Genomic DNA, 18,163 nt, shown 5'->3' on the forward strand with positions numbered 1-18,163 from the left:
AGGAGAAACTCATCGGCGCCGATCCGGGTAACACCAGTACCTGGCTGATCCGCCGACGCTGACTACGGTGGAACCATGAGCAGCCGCGACCTGCGCGCCGAGGTCCGGGAGTTCCTCAGCTCCCGGCGCGCCCGCATTAGCCCCCAGGACGCCTGCCTGCCCGCCTACGGCGCCAACCGCAGGGTCAAGGGCCTGCGCCGCGAAGAGGTTGCCCTGCTGGCCGGTGTCTCGGTGGACTACTACGTACGGATGGAACGCGGCACCCTCGGCGGCACCTCCGACAGCGTTCTGGACGCGCTGGCCAAAGCCCTGCACCTGGACGAGGCCGAACGCGAGCACCTGTTCGCGCTGGCCGAGGCCCAGGGCCGGCGAAAGCGCCGCCACAACGTCTACCCGACCAGCGTGCGCGCGCCCATCCAGCAGGTTCTGGACGCCGTCACCGAGGCACCCGCCTGGATCCGCAACGGCCGCCACGACATCCTGGCGATGAACCAGCTCGCGCGGGCTCTGTACTCCCCCGTGCTGGCCTCCGACCGACGCCCGGCCAACACCACCCGCTTCATCTACCTCGCCCCCGAGGCCCCGGCCTTCTTCGTCGACTACGACCAGGTCGCCGACGACGCAGCAGCCATGCTCCGCCTCGAGGCCGGGCGCAACCCGCACGACCCCAGCCTGATCGAACTGATCGGCGAACTGTCCACCCGCAGCGAGCTGTTCCGGCAACGCTGGGCCTCGCAGGACGTCCGGTTTCACCGCAGCGGCCGCAAGCGCCTGCGCCACCCCGTCGTGGGCCAGCTCGACCTGGACTTCGAGGCGATGGACCTGCCGTCGGAGCCCGGGCTACGGCTGAACATCTACACCGCAGCCGCGGGCACCCCGACGTCCGACGGTCTCAAACTCCTGGCCTCATGGGCAGCTTCGCAGGAGAACCTGCCGACCGAACAAACCCCCGCAGATCAGCGACGCCGGGCCTGAGCCGTCAGTTCCGCCGCACCGTAGCTGTTGTCGTCCGGGTTCAGCGTCACCCCCGGGGCCACCAGTTCGTCGATCCGGTCCAGCACCTCAGCGCTCAGCCGGACCTCAGCCGCCGGCAGCTGCGACTCCAGCTGTTCCATCGTCCGCGGCCCGATGATCGCCGAGGTCACGCCCGGGTGGTTGATGACGAAGGCGATGGCCAGCTCGATCAAGGTGATGCCCGCACGCTCAGCCAGCAACGCCAGTTCCTCGACGACGTCGAGCTTGCGCTGATTGGCCGGGCTGGACATGTCGAACCGCGCCGACGGGCGAGCCGAGGAGGTCGGCATCCCCGCGGCATCCTTACGCCAGCGTCCCGAAAGCCAGCCGCCGGCCAGCGGACTGTAGGTGAGCGTCCCCATCCCGTGCCGCTGAACCGTCGGCAGCACGTCCTCCTCGATGCCCCTCACCAGGATCGAGTACGGCGGCTGCTCGGTGACGAACCGTTCGAGACTGCGCTCGCGAGAGGCCCATTGCGCCTCGACGATCTGCGAGCCCGAGTAGGACGACGAGCCGATGTAGCGGACCTTGCCCTGGCGCACCAGATCCGTCAGCGCGCCGAGAGTTTCCTCGACGTCCGTGGTCGGGCTGGGCCGGTGGACCTGGTACAGGTCGAGGTAGTCGGTTCCGAGGCGCCGCAGCGAGTTCTCGACCTCCTGGATGATCCATTTCCGGGAGCCGCCCCCGTGATTGGGGCGATCGTCCATCGGCATGAAGAACTTCGTCGCCAGAACCACCTCGTCGCGCCGGCCCTGCAGGGCCTGGCCAACGATCTCCTCCGAGACCCCGCCCGAGTAGACGTCCGCGGTATCGATGAAGTTGACACCGGCGTCCATGGCCCGGTGGATGATCTTGACCGATTCGGCCTGGTCGCTGTTGCCCCAGGGGCCGAACATCATTGCGCCCAGGCACAACGGGCTGACTGACAACCCGGTGCGCCCCAGAAGGCGGTATTCCAAGATCTTTTCCTTTCTCAGGAGGTCAGCCGACGAGGTCGGTGCCGGCACTCACGGCGCGCCAGTTCTGCACATCGGTATCCAGGGCGTCACGACCGGCGGTGTACGCCTGCAGGGCATCGTTGCCGAGCAGCAGCAGAGCCGGTGGGTCATCGCTGTCCGCCACCGCGAGCAGAGCCCGGGCGGCCAGTACCGGATCGCCGGGCTGGGTGCCGTGGACCTTGTCGTTCTCCTTGCGCCGTACCCCGGCCGTCGGCGCGTAATCGGTGATCGCCCGGGCGGACTGAGTCAGTGAGCGGCCCGCGAAATCGGTCCGGAAGGCACCGGGCTCCACCACCACGGCCCGGATTCCCAGTGGGGCGACCTCCTTGCGCAGAGATCCGGTAATGCCTTCCAGCGCAGCCTTGGTCGCCGAGTAGAACCCCGATCCGCTCGGGGTCAGGCGTGCCCCGATCGAGGAGATGTTGAGGATCGTCCCCGACCGGCGTTCCCGCATGCCCGGCAGCACGGCCTGGATGAGGTGAACGGCGCCGAAGACGTTGGTGGCGAACAAATGATGGACGTCGGTGTCGTCGGCCTCTTCGACCGCGGCCCGGTAGCCGTACCCGGCATTGTTCACCAGGACGTCGATCTGCCCGAAACGGGCCAGGGCAGCCTCGACCACCTCACCGATCCGGGCCTTGTCGGTGACGTCGAGCCGCTCGGCCAGCGCCGTTTCCGGGTAGGCCGCCGCCAGATCAGCGATCGAGGACGGGTCGCGGGCCGTCAGGACGACCTGATGCCCCGCTTTGAGCGCACTCTCGGCCAGGGCCCGCCCAAGCCCGGTGGAACAGCCGGTGATCAGCCATGTAGCCATCTGCAGTACCTCCCAATCCGCGACCGAGCCTATGACCCGGACGCCACATCAGGGAGGTACTGCTGTTGCCCCTGGCTTTTCAGGTGAACCGCGATGCCGCCATCGCCTGGCCGACGCGCCGCCCGTCCTCGGAGGCTGATCACTTTCAGAGATCGACGACCTCGTTCTCGCCGACCTCGGCCCGTTCCCCCTTCACCCTGGCCTTCACGTAGCTGATCAGCGTGGTGACCTTGCTGCCGGGCGCGTCCCAGTACTCGGCCGTATCGGCGTGGATCTTCACCAGCGCGATGCCGGCCATATCCGGGCCATCGGGAAACCAGGCCTCCAGGACGGGGTTCCACAGTTCTTCCAGCTTCTGCCGGTCGTGCCGCACCTCGGCGTCCCCGGCCACCGACAGCCAGGCCCCGTTGCTGGCGAAGGAGACGTTGGTGCGCGCACCGTGCTGGATCTGGTGCACCTTGCGGGCATCGCCGTCGGACACGAACCACAGGTCGCCGTCGAACTCGACCTGCTGCACCGCCATCGGCCGGCTGACCAGGTGACCGTCGTCGTCGATGGTGGTCAGCATGGCGATCCGGACGTCCTTGATGATCTCGGCCACCTTGGCCACCCCGGCCTGATGCTCGTCCTTCGGCATGAGCCCTCGTCCCTTCATCACGGTTGGTACGCCCATCGGTATCAGCGAGTGACGACCGGCGCCTGTCGAGAGCGGACGAGTCAGCGGCTTTGGGCGGCGAGCCGGACGGGAGCGTTGGCGGCCCCGTAAGGGACTGTGGACAGTTTTCCTCATGATCGGCGGGCTGGTGCCGGTTGGCGAGGCGTGCCGTATGCAACTGATCTGACTGATGACGAATGGGGTCTGCTCGAGCCGGTGTTCGGCTGCGGAGGTAGCCGGGGCCCGGCACCGCAGGTGGATCGCCGCACGATGGTCAACGCGATCTTGTACCGGGCGAAGGCGGGATGTCCGTGGCGTATGATCCCGTCGGAGTTCGGGGAACTGGAACACGATCTGGCGGACCTGGGCGCGCTGGCGGGACCGGGGCGTGTGGCAGCGGGCGATGGATATGCTGCGTCGAACGCTGCGGATGGCGGCCGGGTGTGAGGCCGAACCGTCGCTGCTGCTGGTCGATACCCAGATCGCCAAGGGCGGCCAGCGAGGCGTGTCGTTTCACCAGGGGCACGGTAAGTACAAGCTGAACGGCGCCCAGCGCACCATCCCGATCGACTACCTTGGCTTGCCAGTCGCGGTGCGGGTGACGGGCTCGCGGATGCACGACGTGCGCGCTGCGAAGGAACTTCTCGTGGATGTGCTGCCGACCGCCGAGCGCGTCACCACGATCATGGGAGATGTGGGATTCCGGGGCATGGCCAACGGACTGGAGGCCGACTACGGAGTCAAGGCGGTGATCACGTTTGACCCGGACCGGCCGAAGGGTGAGTTCCGGCCGTGGAAGCCGTTGTGGAAGGTCGAGGCCGCGTTTTCAGAGCTCAGCCAGTGGCGGCGGCTTGGCCGATCCTTCGAAGCGACACAAGCGTCGGCAACGGCGTGGATGCAGGTCGCGGCGCTCGGGTAGATGTTGCGCCTGTTGCGCCCGTTGCGCCTGTTGTAGTACGTGGCTCCTGACGTCGATGATTCCTGTTTTGTCGGGCTCTCGTGGCACAGTGATCGGCATGATCTCCTCGAGGGTCCGGGCGCCCCGGTACGGCATGGGCCGTGCTGGTGGCAAGCTGATCGTCGATGGGCGCGACGATACGGTCTTCCGCAAGGCCGAGATCGCGTTCAAGCCCGCGACCCGCGCCCAGAAACGTTCTCTGCTGGAGCTTCTCGATGCCACTCGCGAGATCTACAACGCGGCGCTTCAAGAGCGTCGGGATGCCTACCGGCATCCTTCGAGGACCCGGATCGACCTGTTCCAGCAGTTCGGTCACATCACGCATCTGCGGGGTGTGCGCGATGATGTCCTGGCCTGGGGTATCCAGCCGTTGAGGTGGGCGATGCGCCGGGTGGACGAGGCCTTCACCGCGTTCTTCCGGCGCGTCAATGCTGGTGAGACCCCCGGGTACCCGCGGTTCAAGGGCCAGGGCCGGTGGCGCACCATCGGCTACGACGAAACCACCGGCTGGAAACTCAACCTCGAAGGCACGAAGAAGCGTCCACGTCCTCACCTGTACGTCCAGGGCGTCGGCGTCATCCCTCTGTCGAAGCCTGCGGTACGGCAGTTGCGGCGGTATGCCGAGCGTGGTGGCGTGGCCACCACGCTGACCTTGACCCGCGCCAACCGGGAGGGCTGCTCCTGGCGAGCCAGCATCGGATTCCGTGATGTTGCCGTCGAGCAGTTGCCCGTGGCGCAACCGGGATCGGTGGTCGGGATCGACCGTGGTGTCGCCGTTCTCGTGGCTACAGCTTCAGAGTCCGCTGCCCCTGAAAGTATGCAGGGAGCCGTATCATCCGGCTTGATGCATCATGCGGGCGAACTCGTCGCGCGTCTGGCCGGTATCCGGGCCGAGATTATCGCCCTTCAGCAGGATCGTTCGGGAACGAAGAAGTACGGTCGGCGCTGGCGGCAGCTCTCGCGCCGGATCGCTCGTCTGCACCGGCGCGTGTCGAACATTGAGGAGAACTGGGCCCGGCACACCGCCAAGACCCTCGTGGCTGAACACGAGGTCATCGTTTTGGAAGACCTGAACCTTCAGGGCATGACGAAGTCAGCGAAGGGCACGACCGAGGAACCCGGCAAGAACGTGGCAGCCAAGTCGGGCCTGAACCGGGCCCTGGCGCAGGCGGCACCGGCACGAGTAGCCCGATGGGTCACGGTCAGGGCTGAAAGCGCCGGGCTGGGACGCCGTATCTGGCTGGTCAACCCGGCCCACACCTCACAGCAATGCTCAGCCTGCGCCGTCATTGACGCCACCAACCGCATCACCCGTGACACGTTCTACTGCGGCGCCTGCGGGCTCTACGAGCATGCCGACATCAACGCTGCCCGCAACATCCGGGCCCGGGGCCTGGCCGCCGAACGAGCCTGGCAGGAAGCCGGACGCCCCGGCCTCGTCCGGCCGAAACCACGGCTGCGCCGCAGGAAAGAACAACCACCACAAGCACCCTCCCAAGCGGCATAGAACCAATCCAGCGGGGCCGGGACGGCTCCCTCGTCACCCCGGTGACGTCGAGGACAGAAACTGTCCACAGTCCCTAGTAATTGGCGGGCACGGGAAGGAAGCGCATTTCTGCGGCACGGGCGCGACGGGCGACGGTGACGATGTCGGCGCAGACGAACGCGACGTGCTGGGCCAGGCCGGAGGTCGCGGCGGGGGCCACGTTGAGCGGGAGGCGTACGGCCCCCTCCGCCGAGGGTGGAGTTCAGGAGGGCGGCTGGAAGGTCACCGCCAGCTTCACCGCGGTCATCGCAATCACCGCGGCGATCTCCGCCGTCACCGCCCGCGAGACCAAAGGCATCCCGACGGCCCAGCTCGGCGGCTCAGCTCCCACGCCGCTAGGTGCCAGCGTCAGTCGTTAGGTCGCGTTTCGCGGCCGGGTCGCCCGTGCCGTCACCCGACGACGCGGGCGATCTGTTGCACCGCGCAATATTCTTCGCTCAAGCGTCCAGTTGGGCGCGGATCAGGTCCGAGCGAAGGAGTTCGAGGATTCGGCCGATCCAGTTGCGGCCCTGACCATCGTCTTCCGTCCAGAACGAATGCTCGGGGCCGTGGTGGATCAGCCGCGCAGACCCCGTGCCGATCAGCGTTGCCGCCGCGTCGGGATGCTGGGCGAACTTCGCTCGCAGCACGTCCGTCATGACCGACAGGCGGATCTGATCCCAGTGCTCACGCAGTTGAGCGCCTCGCACCAGGTGTTCGATCAGACGCCGACTCTCTTCGGCGATCACCCGGGCCCGGACGTCCTCGTCCACGACGGCCAGCGCCCAGTAGGCGTGCTCGGCGCTCGGATACGTGACTCCTTCGATGCTGATCTCGGCGCGGTGCTGGTTGCTCAGCATCAACAGGCGCGGATCATCGGGGGTTTCGTTGGCGTAGTGGGCGTCTGGGATGACCACACTGGTTCCCGCCTCGTCCGGCTCGGGGCGTTCCCGTGTTGTCCTGGCCCGGTCCTGGGCAGCGAAGTACTGCAGGGCTTCGGCGTAGTGCTCGGCGTTCTGGTCCGGGCCGGTGATCAGGTCACGTAAGGGCCGGTCCCGGCGGTCCATGTCGCGCAGCAGGTAGGTGCGTTCGTGCTGCGGGACCGCCGCGTACGCCTCTCGCAGCAGGTCCCGGTTGGCCTCGGTCTGCTTTTCGAGGAAGACCTGCAAGGCGTCCAGGCAGCGATCGGAGGAGATCGGACGGTTGTTCAGCCGCTCGATCTCGTCACGCACCTCCCCGATGAGCTTCTCGGCGCTGATCCAGGGCTCGGGCCGCGCGAACGTCCACCCGGCCAGACCATGGCTCGAGGCCTCACCGCCGTCCTTGATCTCGGTCGCCACGAACCCGCAGGCCACCTTCTCCTCGAACTCCGCCAGCGTGGTCAGGCCCTCGCAGTCGATCAGAGCGTCGGCGTAGATGCACAGGTCGATGAGGAAGTAACAGCCGAACTTGTGGATGAACACCGGCCGCCAGGTGCCCTCGACGCGCTCACCGTCCACGTCGCGCCAGGTCTGGTTGAGACGACTCATGATCACCATCATCTCGCCGCTTCTAGTGCATCTGCACCAGACGCAGTTGGTTCCGGAGGGCGACGACCGGCCTGCAGCCGGAAGGGAGTGTGGAGGCAACCGAGTTCCTTCGAGTTGTCTGGAGTGGTCCACCCATGAACGGGACATCCGTCGACGTGGCCGAGGTTGCCACGACTCCCTCGAGTTCGCGCCGGGTCAGGAGGATGTCGATCGCTGCCCTCGGGGTTCTGGCCCTGGCCTTGGGCACCCTGCAGTCGGTGGTCGAGCCCGCGCTGCCGCTGCTGCAGCGCGAACTCGGGGTCAGCCCGGCGCAGGGCGCGCTGATCTCGAACGTGCTGCTCTTCGCGGGCGCGGTGTTCACACCGGTGGCCGGCCGGCTCGGCGACCGGTTCGGCGGCAAGCGGGTGCTGCTGGCCGTGGCTGTGGTGGTCTCGGCGGGCGGTCTGCTGGCCGGTACTGCATCTGATCTGCCGGTGCTCCTGGTCGGCCAGGTCCTGCAGGGCGTGATGGTCGGCGCGCTGCCGCTGTCGTTCATCCTGGTGCGCAAGAACCTCCCGGCCGGCGAGTCCCAGGCAGCGATCGGGGTGGTCCTGGCCTTGTTCACCGGCGGCGGGATGGTCGGGACCCTGGTAGCCGGGCCGATCGCGGAGAACCTGGCCTGGAACTGGATCTTCCTGCTGCCGACGATCGTGATCATGGCCGCCACCGCGGCCGTCACCCGGCTCATGCCGCACGACCCACCACTGCAGCCCGAGCCCGGTCGCCGCAGCTCGATCCGTCAGGACCTGCGCCGCCTGGCCACCCCGCAGATGCGCAACGCCTACCTGCTCACGTTCTTCATCATGGCCAGCTCCGGCATGATGATCTTCCTCCTGCCGCAACTGCTCGCGGTCTCGGGCAGCGGCTACGGGTTCGGGGCCGGCACCACCACCATCGGCCTGCTCCTGCTGCCGGGCGTGATCGCCGGAGCGGTGAGCGACTCGGTCGGTGGTGTGGCGGCGGCCCGGTTCGGCCCGCGGGCGGTGGTCGTCGTGGGCACCGTCGTCACCGTGATCTCTCTGCTGGCACTGGCGTTCGTGCACTCCTCGTCCTGGCAGCTCGTCCTGGCCAAGGTGCTCACCGCCTTCGCCGCCGGAGCCGGCACCACCGCGCTGCTGGCCGCGACCGCGACCACCGTCGAGACCCGCGACACCGGCATGGCCACCAGCCTGCTCGTGGTGACCCGGGTGGTCGGTGTCGCCCTGGGCGCGATGCTCGCCGGGATCGTCCTCGCCCTCGGAACCGATCCGTCCACCGATGACCCGACGCACACGTCCTTTGTCGTCGGATTTGTGGTCTCCGCGCTCGTCGCCGCGGCCGCACTGTTCTTCACCCGCATCCCCACGAATGGAAATCTCTCATGAAGGTACTGATCTCAGGCGCAAGTATTGCTGGTCCGGCGCTGGCCTACTGGCTCAGCCGTTCCGGGTTCACGGTCACCGTGGTGGAGAAGGCGAATACGTTGCGCTCGGGCGGATATCCGATCGATATTCGCGGCTCGGCCGTGGAAGTCGTCCGGCGGATGGGAATCCTGCCCCAACTGCGGCAGGCGCATGTCGATGCGCGGCGCGCCACTTTCCTGGACAGCGACGGCAGCACGGTGGCCACGGTCAGCCTTGGATCCGGCACCACCGACGATCTGGAGGTACGCCGCGGAGACCTGGCCGAGGCTCTGCATTCCCTGGTGCGCGACGATGTGGAGTTCCTCTTCAACGACAGCATCGAGACGCTGAACGAAACCATTGCGGGGATTGATGTCTCGTTCCGCAGTGGTCGCCGCCGCACCTTCGACCTGGTCATCGGGGCCGACGGAATGCACTCGCAGACCAGGGCATCTGTCTTCGGCCCGGAGGAACAGTTCAGCCGTCACCTCGGCCGTCGTTTCGCCATTTTCAGCATGCCCAACATCTACGACCTCTCGCACGAACTCATGGTGTGGAATGCCCCGGGCCGGACGGCCGCGCTGTATGCCGTGGGTGACCCGGACCAGGTCTATGGGTTCTTCACCTACGCCGATGCGAAGAAAGCTGAAGCAGCAGAGGTCTTTGCCGAGGACGGATGGGAGATCCCCAGCATGATCAAGGCCATGCACCAGGCGGACGACCTGTTCACCGACACGGTCAGCCAGATTCGCATGCCGCACTGGTCCAGCGGACGGGTCGCGCTCGTCGGCGATGCTGCGCACGCGCCCTCGTTCCTCACCGGTCAGGGCTCCAGCCTGGCTCTGGCCGGCGCCTACATGCTCGCGCACGCCCTGGCCACGCAGCCCGGCCACACCGCCGCCTTCACCGCCTACGAACGCGGCACCCGCGACTTCGTGGCCCAGAACCAGGCCCTGGTCGGCAACGGCGAAAGCATGATGTACCCGCTCACCCAGCAGGCCCTCGACGCGCGGAACACCCTGCTGCGCAACCTCAACGGCACACCCAGTTCCACGGCGCATCCGGCGCACTCAGCACTGCAACTGCCTTAACCAGAGGACGGGTCCACGTCGCCTCCGGGGGCGGCGTGGACCAATCCCGTTCGATAGGCGATCACCACCAACTGCGCCCGATCCCGGGCACCCAGCTTCGTCATCGCCCGTTGCACGTGGGCCCGCACGGTGAAAGGGCTGAGGAACAACCGTTCGGCAATCTCGGTGTTGGACAGCCCGGTAGCAACCTGGGCGAGCATTTCCCGCTCACGGGCGGTCAGCGTCCTCAGTTCTTTCAGAGCCTTTTCGGACGGGCCTTCCGGAGTTGCCAGAAAACGCTCAACCAGAGAACGGGTCGCGTGAGGAGACAACAAAGTCTCCCCTGCCGCGACGGTGCGCACCGCGTCCATCAGTTCTTCCGCCCCTATGCCTTTGCCGATAAAGCCCGCGGCCCCCGCCCGGAGTGCCTGGGCCACGTGGGCGTCGGTCTCATAGGTCGTCAGAATCAGCACACGCGTGGCCTGCAGATCAGGATCCGCGCAGATCTGCTCAGTGGCGGCAAGACCGTCCACCTCCGGCATCCGAATATCCATGACCACCACGTCCGGACGCAGTTCCCGGACAAGCCTGACCGCTTCCCGGCCGTCGCCGGCCTCACCCACCACAACGAGATCGTCGGCGGAATCCAGAAGAACGCGAAAAGCATCTCGCAGCAATGCCTGATCGTCGGCCAGCAACACCCTCAGCATCACCGCAGCTCCCGCTTCGCCGGAATCGGAAGGCAGGCCCAGACCCGGAACCCACCCTGGGGATCCGGGCCGGCCGAAAGTTCCCCGCCTGCCGCAGCGGCTCTCTCGCGCATCCCGATCAGCCCGTAACCAGAGGACCTTTCGGAAATGAAGGACGCCAGCGGCCGGCTTGAGGCACCCGGCTGGTTCTCGCTGTTGCTCACGGTCAGGATCAGATGCCCGGACGACCAGGCCAGCATCACCTGGGCGCGGGCCGTGGCGGCGTGTTTGGTCACGTTGGTCAGAGCCTCCTGGACGATGCGATAGGCGTTGAGATCGATCCCGGGCGGGAGCGCTCGCGGTGAACCTTCCTCGGCAAGTTCGACTTCCAGGCCTGCGCGACGAAATGAGTTCAGCAGGAGGGGAAGCTGGGCCAGGCCGGGCGCCGGTTCGGCCGGCGTCGCCGAGTCGCCGCTCTGGCGCAGCAGGCCCACGGTGCTCCGCAGTTCGTCGAGGGCCTGTCGGGTGGTCTCGACCAGCTCGGTCAGGCTCTGACGGCTCTGCTCCGGTCGAGCGTCGAACAGGTGAGCCGCGACTGTGGCCTGTGCGTTGGCCAGGGTGATCTGATGGGCCACGAGGTCGTGCAGCTCACGGGCGATACGCAGTCTCTCTTCCCCCACCCGGCGCCGCGCCTCGTGCTCACGCTCCTGCTCAGCCCGCACAGCCCGCTCCTGCACGGCCGCCAGATAGGCCTGACGGTGCCTGGTCGAACGTCCGAGAATCCCGGCCACCAGTGGGAACGTCGCCGTTGCACCCAGTCTGCTGGCGTCCTGCCAGGAAAGCTCGCCCGACCACGGAATCGCACCGATCAGCAGCACCAGCGAGCTGAGCGTTACCCCTGCGGTGGCTTGGCGTTCGGTCCTGGCGGCTGCGGCGAAGCTGTAGGCGGCGAAGAGCGCCGGAACCACGACGACCGGGCTCGGCACCAGCTCCAGCGGCTGCACCAGCAAGCAACCCGCGGTGGTGACGGCCAGGACGACCGAGGGTGCGCGGTGCCGCCAAGGCAACGCCGCGCACGACAGCAGGGCGAACAGGACGGGGCTTACCGGCCCGGGCGACTGCCCGTCGCCGACCCGAATCAGCCCTCCGGCCAGACAGAACAAGAACACGACCGCGGTGATCGCAGCCTCGCGCCTCCAGGTCCGGCTCAGCCCTGTCCCCCTTAGCCCTTTTCGTCAGGATATCGACACTTCGGGCCTGGCCACCAGCAGAAGGTGGCCGAGCGGGATGCGCAAATAGCCGCTACCTTCACCCGAGCAGGCACTCCAGGAACTCGGTCACGGCCGGCGATCGGTCGGCGGCCCGGTGTCCGACCCAGAGCTTCGACGGCGAGACCCCTTTCACCTCACGGGAAATCAGACCCGGAAGCGCGGTGCCAGGAGGGGCCGTCGACCACGGGTAGAAGGCGATGGCCTGCTCCAGGCGCACGGCGGCGAGCACCTCCCCCGGTGTGGTCACCGTCGGACCTGAGCGCCATTCGCGACCGTTCTCGTCGGCGGCGGCCCAGTGTGCCGCCTCGGCCACCGACATCCGGGCCCACGTGGTGATCGGCTCGTCCAGCAGTTCGTCGAGTTCGATGCACTCCCGGTCGGCCAGGGCGTGGCGCGCAGGCAGAATGACAGTGCGCGGTTCGGTCAGCAGCAGGTGCTGGGTGACGCCGGGCTCGTCGAACTGGTCGCGCAACAGGGCGACCTGGTGCCGGCCCGAGCGCAGATGGTCGGCCTGCTCGCGGGTGTCGTCACTGCTGAAATCGATCTCCGGCTCGAAGGCGCAGAGTTCGGCGGCCAGGGACACGTCGCAGATGTGAACGCTGACCTTCAGCCGGGGCCGCTCGGCCTCCCGCGCGTTCTGCAACGCAGCGCTCATCCGGGCATCGAGGTCGCGAGCGGACTCCAGCAGGCTCTGCCCGGCCGCGGTCAGTTCCAGGCCGCGGGGTCGGCGGATCAGCAGATCCACGCCGACCGCCCGTTCGAGCGACTGGATGGCCCGTGAGAGGGCGGGCTGGGTGATCAGGAGCCGTTCCGCTGCCCGGGTGAGGTTGCGTTCCTCGGCCACCGCGACGAAGTAGCGCAGGAGACGCAGATCGGGGTCAGCCACGGGCATGCCCAGGGTGCATGGAGCCATGACCGATCGGCCTTGGACGGCTGCGCGAAACGTCGAACATGCTGGTCATTCAATCGCAACTCAGGCACCAGGAGCATTCGCATGGCCCCCACCGTCCTCGTCACGGGTAGTTCGTCCGGCTTTGGCCGCTCCGTAGCGGCCAAATTCCTTGAGGTCGGCTGGAACGTCGTCGCCACTCTTCGCGATCCGGGTCGGTGGACCGGCGAGACCTCCGAGCGTCTGCTCGTCCACCCACTCGACGTGCGTGACGAAGAAGCCGTTCAGGCCGCGGTCGCCCGGGCGGCAGAGCATTTCGGACGTTTGGACGTCGTGGTCAACAACGCGGGCATCGGCTTGTTTGCGCCTTTCGAGACCACACCCGTCCCGATGGTCCAGGAAGTCTTCGACACCAACGTCTTCGGGCCCATGCACGTCGTCCGCGCCGCCCTGCCGGTGTTCCGCGCCCAGGGCAGCGGGCGCATCGTCAACCTCTCGTCCGGGAACGCCACCGTGCCGATGCCGCTGCAGTCGGTGTACAGCGCGGCCAAGGGCGCCGTGTACAACTGGTCCGAGTCGCTCGCGGACGAACTGACCGGGCAGAACATCCAGGTCAAGGTGGTCGAGCCCGGGTTCGTCCCGGACACCAACTTCTTCGCCGCGACCTACGCGAGGTTCACCGGGATTCCCGCGTCCGACGTCTACAGTTCGATGATCAAGGCGACGCTGGACGGCTTCCAGGTCGAGCCCCCGCCGGGGTACCTGGCCACCTCCCAAAGCGTGGCCGACACCATCTTCGCGGCCGCCACCGATGAAACCGGCCGTCTGCGGTACCGGATCGGCAGCGACTCGGAGGAACTCGGACGAGCTCGCCAGCAGCCGCAGGCCGAGTACGAGGCCTGGCGTCGGCGCTTCTTCTACGCGGGCTGAGCGAGGTTCTCCCTGCGGTCGGACCCCGGCCGCAGGGCGCCTTCAGGTCTTGTCACCGCCGGCCCTGACAGGATCTTCGCATTCGCCTTCCGGACGAAGCAGTCCTTCGCTGCGCTTGTCCATGCGTAGGCTGTGTATGAGTTCGTCTGGGAAGCAATGCCTGGAGGCGTCAACTCTGGACATCGAGGTGGATCATGCGGCAACGCCCCGAGCCTGGTGCCCCGGCCTGGCCACCGAACCTGCGTGACGTAGCCACCGCTGCGCCCGGCCTGAGCCCAGGATTCCTGCTGCGCAGCGACGCACCTCGCCCCGGCGACACGACCCCTCCGAGAGTGCCCTGGCCCCCGGCCACGGTGATCGATCTGCGTGAGCCGACCCGACCCGTCTCGGAGCACCCTCTGGCCCATTGCTCCACCGTGCTCAGCGCGCCCGTCCTGGGCGAACTCAACCGCGACCCGGCCTCGGCGCTCACCTCGCTCGAAGCTCTCTACCTGCTGTTCGCCCACGGAGCGGCCGCCGCCCGCCTGGCCCAGGCAGTCACCCTGATCGCGGCGGCCCCGGCGCCAGTACTCGTGCACTGCACGGCCGGTAAAGACCGTACAGGTCTCACCGTAGCCGTGGCCCTGCTGCTGGCCGGGGTGAGCCAGGCCGCCATCGTCGCCGACTATCAGCTCACCGAGTCAGCCCTGCCCGCCGTGCACGATCGGATCATGGCTGCCCTCAGCCCCGACGCACCCCCGCTGCCCACCGGTGTGGCCGCAGCCCTACACGGCGTGGAACCTCAGGCGCTGCTGGCCTTCCTGACCGCAGTGAACGCCTTCCCTGGTGGTGCCAACGCCTGGTTCTTTCACCACGGCGGTAGCGCCGAGAGCGTCCATCGGTTGCAGCAGCGCCTGATCAGCGGGACAGAGCCACGCTGAGGTGACGTCCGGTTTCCGGCCCAGGGTCGGCCGCAACGTCCTCAGGTCGTTCGGGGACTCAGACCTTCTGCCGGGCTCCGGTCCGTCCGGCCCGGGCCACCGCGGCAACCACAGCAGCACTGCGCTCAGCCAGCGCAAAGCCCGGGGATGTCCGCGTACCCGACCTGAGATCGTCAACAATCCGCGCGTACACCTCGGCCACGTTCAGCGCCGGACCGCTGCCCGGTAGAACTGCAGCATCGGGCTTCTCGAAGTCGACGCTCGCGGTGAGCGTCAGGTCACCGCCCTGAACGCCGTAGAGCGTGCCGCCCCGCAGACGCAACCAGCCCAGTGTCCCCCGGACCATGAAATCGAACTCCGCCTCGTCCGGTGCCACGCCCCCGACGATCGAGGTGTTGAACACGACACCAGCACCGACCAGGCCGAGAACATCGGCATGATCGGGAGTTTCCCGCAGGACCGAGCTCCGGGTGTCGATCACCTGAACCGTCGGGAACAAGGTCGGAGTCCGGGCCTCGACCTCGGAGATCCTCTCCCCCAGCACGAACTCCATCAGGTCCAGGGTGTGCCCGGCCGTGATGGTGAGGATGTTGGCTCCCGAGGCGGGGTCCTCGTAGTGCAGGTACGGCGAAACCGTCGAGGCTCCGGCAGCACTGGTGGTCGAGACGATTCGAGCAGTCAGAGGACGCCCGATGGCGCCTTCGGCGATCATCCGCGCCGCCCGGCGCGCAGCCGGGTTGAGACGGCCCTGCAGCCCCACCGCGGTCAGCGCCTCGGCCCCGGCCGCCCGGAGCAACTGCGTCTCGGTCATGTCGATACCGAGCGGCGCCTCACAGTAGACCGCTTTTCCCGCCTTCAGCGCGGCCTCGACCAGCGTGCGGTGGGCCGCCACCCGAACGGCCACCGTGACGATGTCGACGCGCTCGTCCGCGATCAGGGCCAACGGGTCCGTGTACCAGCGCTCGGCCCCGAACGCCGCGGCAGCCGCCTTGGCGCTTTCCTCACGGCGGGTGGCCACCGCCGCCAGCTCGAGATCGGCCGACCCCTTGATCGCGGGGACGTGAGACAGCTGAGCCCAGCTGGCGTTGGTGTCGGCTCCGATGATCCCGACCCGAAATGCCCGGTGCATGTTTCCTCCTGAGGTGTCTGCGCTCGCCCTCCAACCAACCCGCCCGCTGCCCCCACCGGCCAGGCCCGATCGAACCTGGGCATGCTCTGACCAGGTTCGTTCCTGGGCCGCGCCGTATCGTGAAGCGCATGAGCAGACCGGCCCCCGACACCATGGGCCTCGGCGCCTTCCTGCGCTCGCGCCGTGACCGGCTCACCCCCTCGCAGGCCGGCATCACCCCCTTCCCCGGAGCCCGACGCGTCCCCGGGCTGCGCAAGGAGGAGGTCGCGTTCCTGGCCGGGCTGAGCGCCGACTACTACAGCCGGATCGAACAGGGCCGCCAGCCCACGCTCAGCGACGACATCTGCGCAGCCCTGGCCCGCGCGCTGCGGCTGGACGAGACCGAGCAGACCCACCTGCGCCAGCTGGCCGGACCGGGACGCCGGGGACCACGCCACTCAGCCCCGCAGTCGCCCGATCCAGGACTGCTGCGGGTGATGGCCGCCCTCGAGCACATTCCCACGCTCCTGCTCGACCGGTTCTCGCGAGTCCTGGCCTGGGGCGGCCCGCTCGAGGCGGTGCTCGGCGTCCATCTGGAACCCGGCTTCTCGTTCTGCCGCTGGCTTCTGCTCGACTCCGCCGCCCAGACCCGGATCGACAACTGGGAGGACTTCGCCCGGGCAGCCGTCGGTACCTTGCGTCACCAGATGAGCCGGCACGCCCCGGATCAGCAACTGCTCGCCCTGATCGAGGACCTGCGCACTGCCCCTGACTCCCGTCTGGGGCAGTGGTGGGACGAACTGACCGTGGCGGATCAGACCTCTTTGCGTAAGCGGATCGCGCATCCCCGGGCCGGGCTGCTCACCTTCGGCATCGAGACCGTCTCGCCTCCGAACCAGCATGACCAGCGTCTGGTGATCTACACGGTTGAGCCCGATTCCCGCACCGCGCAGGTGCTGCCGATGCTGCAGGCCTGGGGCCGCGACGAGATCGCCGCAAGCCCACCGTGAGCGCGACGGCCCCGCGCTACGACCGGATGATGCGCACCATCGGGTGCGAAGCCCAGCCTGGATCCGGAACCTTCTCCCGGTGCCGCCGGACACCTGACGATCAGCTGACGGGGAAGGCCTTCCTGATCTCCGCGACCAGCGCTCCGGGCTGCTCCCAGCCCGGGAAGTGCCCGCCTTCCTTCATCTCGTTCCAGCTGGTCAGGTTGCGCAAGAGCGATTATCTCAGACCGGAGTCACTGCCCCGCAGGAGCACCGACCATGGACGATTCGCGGCCCGGACAGCCACGTCGTCCACTGGTTGTGGTGGCTCCGCGAGACCTGACCGATCGGTGGTGACGCGCCATGTCGCTGATCTGCCCGTCGGTACTGATCCGAACCCCGGCTCACCCTGCGAGCACGCCGGGAATATCCCAGATCACCTTGACCCGGCCCTCACCATGAGAGTGCCTGTCCACCCACTCTTTTCTCCCGGGAGGCCACTGCGTTTCCTTGGACCAGCGGATGCCGTCCAGGGAGATCAGCCGCCAATCGTCCAGTTCCCGAAGGTCGGCACCGACACAGTTGAGGAAGAGCGCTGCAAGGCTGTGGAGCGCTCTACCGGCCTCGAGCGCGGCCCGGAGTTGGTTCACGATGTGCGCCGGCGAGGGAGATCCGGTGTTAGCAATCCGTTCGGCAGCCCTCAGCACTTCGCTGACCTTCACGACCGGGCCCTGGACGTCCTCCAGCCGGACAACGACATCCCCCCGATGCGATTCTCGCTGAACCTTGGACGGATGCCCTTCCCAGTTCCGCAGTTCCGCCTCGTCATCGGTCCGTCTGGGGATCCTGCCGTCGAGACCGGTCCCCAGTGCCTCAACCGACCGGCCGGCCTGTTCCAGTCCAAGTGCTGCACCACCGAGAACGAGGATCAGGGCGCGGGCCCGGAAGCGGACGCTTTCCAGGTCACCGGTGAGATCGCCAGTTCGGTGATGAAGCTGAGCCCGGACAGCAGCCAGTTCACGCTCGAGGCAGTCGTCCGAACCACCGTCGTTCTCGAGGGTCCGAGCCAGAATCCGTTCGTAGGCAGGGTCGAGGTGACGGTCGAGATCGAGTACGCGAGCGAAACCACGTACCAGATCACGCACGAGATCACGAACAACTTCTCTTCCACGCACCAGCTCCTGGACCAGAGCGTGCCCCTGTCCGCCGTCGAGCACCGGTCGCCGGCCAGCGAGAGGGCCTGATCACGAAGCCGGGCCAGGTCCCACCTTCCAGCCCGCCGAGCAAGGCCTGACCATGTGACGCACCCATCTGTCTCGCCCCGAGTTGCATCTTCCGACCGGTATCGGGTCCGGATGACGTTTCCTTTGAGGGCATCCCGAT

Annotated in this window: 19 protein-coding genes; 10 read left to right on the plus strand and 9 right to left on the minus strand. The window is 67.6% G+C overall.

What is annotated here, in order from left to right:
• The first annotated feature begins 75 nt into the window (after positions 1–75).
• Positions 76–975 (plus strand): helix-turn-helix transcriptional regulator, encoded by a 900-nt coding sequence (locus LR394_RS33150; RefSeq protein ID WP_231448575.1) that lies wholly within the window; start codon positions 76–78, stop codon positions 973–975.
• On the opposite strand, the gene LR394_RS33155 is transcribed toward LR394_RS33150, so the two are convergent.
• From LR394_RS33155 to LR394_RS33165, 3 genes are all read right to left on the minus strand, one after another.
• Entirely contained in the window at positions 957–1,973 is a 1,017-nt protein-coding gene (locus tag LR394_RS33155; RefSeq protein ID WP_231448576.1) for an aldo/keto reductase, read from the minus strand. The genes LR394_RS33150 and LR394_RS33155 overlap by 19 nt on opposite strands.
• A 22-nt stretch (positions 1,974–1,995) precedes the next feature.
• A complete protein-coding gene (locus LR394_RS33160; protein ID WP_231448577.1) occupies positions 1,996–2,826 on the minus strand; it encodes an oxidoreductase in 831 nt (276 codons plus the stop codon).
• Positions 2,827–2,971: 145 nt separating this feature from the next.
• A complete protein-coding gene (locus LR394_RS33165) occupies positions 2,972–3,463 on the minus strand; it encodes a pyridoxamine 5'-phosphate oxidase family protein (RefSeq protein WP_231448578.1) in 492 nt (163 codons plus the stop codon).
• Between the two features lie 183 nt (positions 3,464–3,646).
• Between LR394_RS33165 and LR394_RS43785 the strand changes: the two genes are divergently transcribed.
• The 3 genes from LR394_RS43785 to LR394_RS33175 are packed head-to-tail and all read left to right on the plus strand — an operon-like array spanning position 3,647 to position 5,946.
• Positions 3,647–3,928 carry a transposase gene (locus LR394_RS43785; protein WP_407937176.1) on the plus strand — a complete coding sequence of 94 codons (282 nt, stop codon included), beginning with the start codon at positions 3,647–3,649 and terminating at the stop codon, positions 3,926–3,928.
• Positions 3,885–4,400 carry a transposase gene (locus LR394_RS33170; RefSeq protein WP_231448579.1) on the plus strand — a complete coding sequence of 172 codons (516 nt, stop codon included), beginning with the start codon at positions 3,885–3,887 and terminating at the stop codon, positions 4,398–4,400. The genes LR394_RS43785 and LR394_RS33170 overlap by 44 nt, the downstream gene beginning before the upstream one ends.
• A complete protein-coding gene (locus LR394_RS33175) occupies positions 4,333–5,946 on the plus strand; it encodes an RNA-guided endonuclease InsQ/TnpB family protein (protein ID WP_231448580.1) in 1,614 nt (537 codons plus the stop codon). The genes LR394_RS33170 and LR394_RS33175 overlap by 68 nt, the downstream gene beginning before the upstream one ends.
• A gap of 241 nt (positions 5,947–6,187) precedes the next feature.
• On the opposite strand, the gene LR394_RS42320 is transcribed toward LR394_RS33175, so the two are convergent.
• Together LR394_RS42320 and LR394_RS33180 are read right to left on the minus strand one after the other, a co-directional pair.
• On the minus strand, positions 6,188–6,316 hold the full coding sequence (locus LR394_RS42320) for a hypothetical protein (RefSeq protein ID WP_269330189.1): 129 nt from the start codon (positions 6,314–6,316) through the stop codon (positions 6,188–6,190).
• A gap of 106 nt (positions 6,317–6,422) precedes the next feature.
• A complete protein-coding gene (locus LR394_RS33180) occupies positions 6,423–7,493 on the minus strand; it encodes an NADAR family protein (RefSeq protein ID WP_231448581.1) in 1,071 nt (356 codons plus the stop codon).
• Between the two features lie 134 nt (positions 7,494–7,627).
• Here LR394_RS33180 and LR394_RS33185 point away from each other — a divergent pair, with 134 nt between their 5' ends.
• Complete coding sequence (locus LR394_RS33185; RefSeq protein WP_231448582.1) at positions 7,628–8,896, plus strand: MFS transporter; 1,269 nt, start codon at positions 7,628–7,630, stop codon at positions 8,894–8,896.
• Positions 8,893–10,005 carry an FAD-dependent monooxygenase gene (locus LR394_RS33190; protein ID WP_231448583.1) on the plus strand — a complete coding sequence of 371 codons (1,113 nt, stop codon included), beginning with the start codon at positions 8,893–8,895 and terminating at the stop codon, positions 10,003–10,005. The genes LR394_RS33185 and LR394_RS33190 overlap by 4 nt, the downstream gene beginning before the upstream one ends.
• Here LR394_RS33190 and LR394_RS33195 read toward each other — a convergent pair.
• From LR394_RS33195 to LR394_RS33205, 3 genes are all read right to left on the minus strand, one after another.
• Positions 10,002–10,697, minus strand: coding sequence for a response regulator transcription factor (locus tag LR394_RS33195; RefSeq protein ID WP_407937177.1), 696 nt, complete (start codon positions 10,695–10,697; stop codon positions 10,002–10,004). The genes LR394_RS33190 and LR394_RS33195 overlap by 4 nt on opposite strands.
• The gene (locus LR394_RS33200; protein WP_231448585.1) at positions 10,694–11,842 is read right to left on the minus strand and encodes a sensor histidine kinase; all 1,149 of its coding nucleotides are present in this window, start codon (positions 11,840–11,842) and stop codon (positions 10,694–10,696) included. The genes LR394_RS33195 and LR394_RS33200 overlap by 4 nt, the downstream gene beginning before the upstream one ends.
• A 139-nt stretch (positions 11,843–11,981) precedes the next feature.
• Complete coding sequence (locus LR394_RS33205) at positions 11,982–12,830, minus strand: LysR family transcriptional regulator (protein WP_231448586.1); 849 nt, start codon at positions 12,828–12,830, stop codon at positions 11,982–11,984.
• Positions 12,831–12,938: 108 nt separating this feature from the next.
• Between LR394_RS33205 and LR394_RS33210 the strand changes: the two genes are divergently transcribed.
• Complete coding sequence (locus tag LR394_RS33210) at positions 12,939–13,763, plus strand: SDR family oxidoreductase (RefSeq protein WP_231448587.1); 825 nt, start codon at positions 12,939–12,941, stop codon at positions 13,761–13,763.
• A 194-nt stretch (positions 13,764–13,957) separates the two neighbouring features.
• Positions 13,958–14,683: a tyrosine-protein phosphatase gene (locus tag LR394_RS33215; protein ID WP_231448588.1), complete on the plus strand. Its 726-nt coding sequence runs from the start codon at positions 13,958–13,960 to the stop codon at positions 14,681–14,683.
• 58 nt (positions 14,684–14,741) lie between these two features.
• Here the strand turns inward: LR394_RS33215 and LR394_RS33220 are convergent, their stop codons facing one another.
• Entirely contained in the window at positions 14,742–15,812 is a 1,071-nt protein-coding gene (locus tag LR394_RS33220) for a Gfo/Idh/MocA family protein (RefSeq protein ID WP_231448589.1), read from the minus strand.
• Between the two features lie 128 nt (positions 15,813–15,940).
• On the opposite strand from LR394_RS33220, the gene LR394_RS33225 reads away from it, so the two are divergent.
• Entirely contained in the window at positions 15,941–16,801 is an 861-nt protein-coding gene (locus LR394_RS33225; RefSeq protein ID WP_231448590.1) for a helix-turn-helix transcriptional regulator, read from the plus strand.
• 332 nt (positions 16,802–17,133) lie between these two features.
• Entirely contained in the window at positions 17,134–18,024 is an 891-nt protein-coding gene (locus LR394_RS33230; RefSeq protein WP_231448591.1) for a hypothetical protein, read from the plus strand.
• Positions 18,025–18,163: the final 139 nt, after the last annotated feature.

Origin of the sequence: Kineosporia babensis, assembly GCF_021129305.1 — a bacterium.
Taxonomy (GTDB): Bacteria; Actinomycetota; Actinomycetes; order Actinomycetales; family Kineosporiaceae; genus Kineosporia; species Kineosporia babensis.

Excerpts from the sequence above, each read along its gene's own strand:
- LR394_RS33170 (WP_231448579.1), top strand. The coding sequence starts at position 3,885 with ATGGATATGCTGCGTCGAACGCTGCGGATGGCGGCCGGGTGTGAGGCC.
- LR394_RS33190 (WP_231448583.1), top strand. The coding sequence starts at position 8,893 with ATGAAGGTACTGATCTCAGGCGCAAGTATTGCTGGTCCGGCGCTGGCC.
- LR394_RS33220 (WP_231448589.1), bottom strand. The coding sequence starts at position 15,812 with ATGCACCGGGCATTTCGGGTCGGGATCATCGGAGCCGACACCAACGCC.
- LR394_RS33150 (WP_231448575.1), top strand. The coding sequence starts at position 76 with ATGAGCAGCCGCGACCTGCGCGCCGAGGTCCGGGAGTTCCTCAGCTCC.
- LR394_RS33215 (WP_231448588.1), top strand. The coding sequence starts at position 13,958 with ATGCGGCAACGCCCCGAGCCTGGTGCCCCGGCCTGGCCACCGAACCTG.
- LR394_RS33165 (WP_231448578.1), bottom strand. The coding sequence starts at position 3,463 with ATGCCGAAGGACGAGCATCAGGCCGGGGTGGCCAAGGTGGCCGAGATC.
- LR394_RS33225 (WP_231448590.1), top strand. The coding sequence starts at position 15,941 with ATGAGCAGACCGGCCCCCGACACCATGGGCCTCGGCGCCTTCCTGCGC.
- LR394_RS33160 (WP_231448577.1), bottom strand. The coding sequence starts at position 2,826 with ATGGCTACATGGCTGATCACCGGCTGTTCCACCGGGCTTGGGCGGGCC.
- LR394_RS33210 (WP_231448587.1), top strand. The coding sequence starts at position 12,939 with ATGGCCCCCACCGTCCTCGTCACGGGTAGTTCGTCCGGCTTTGGCCGC.
- LR394_RS33185 (WP_231448582.1), top strand. The coding sequence starts at position 7,628 with ATGAACGGGACATCCGTCGACGTGGCCGAGGTTGCCACGACTCCCTCG.
- LR394_RS33180 (WP_231448581.1), bottom strand. The coding sequence starts at position 7,493 with ATGAGTCGTCTCAACCAGACCTGGCGCGACGTGGACGGTGAGCGCGTC.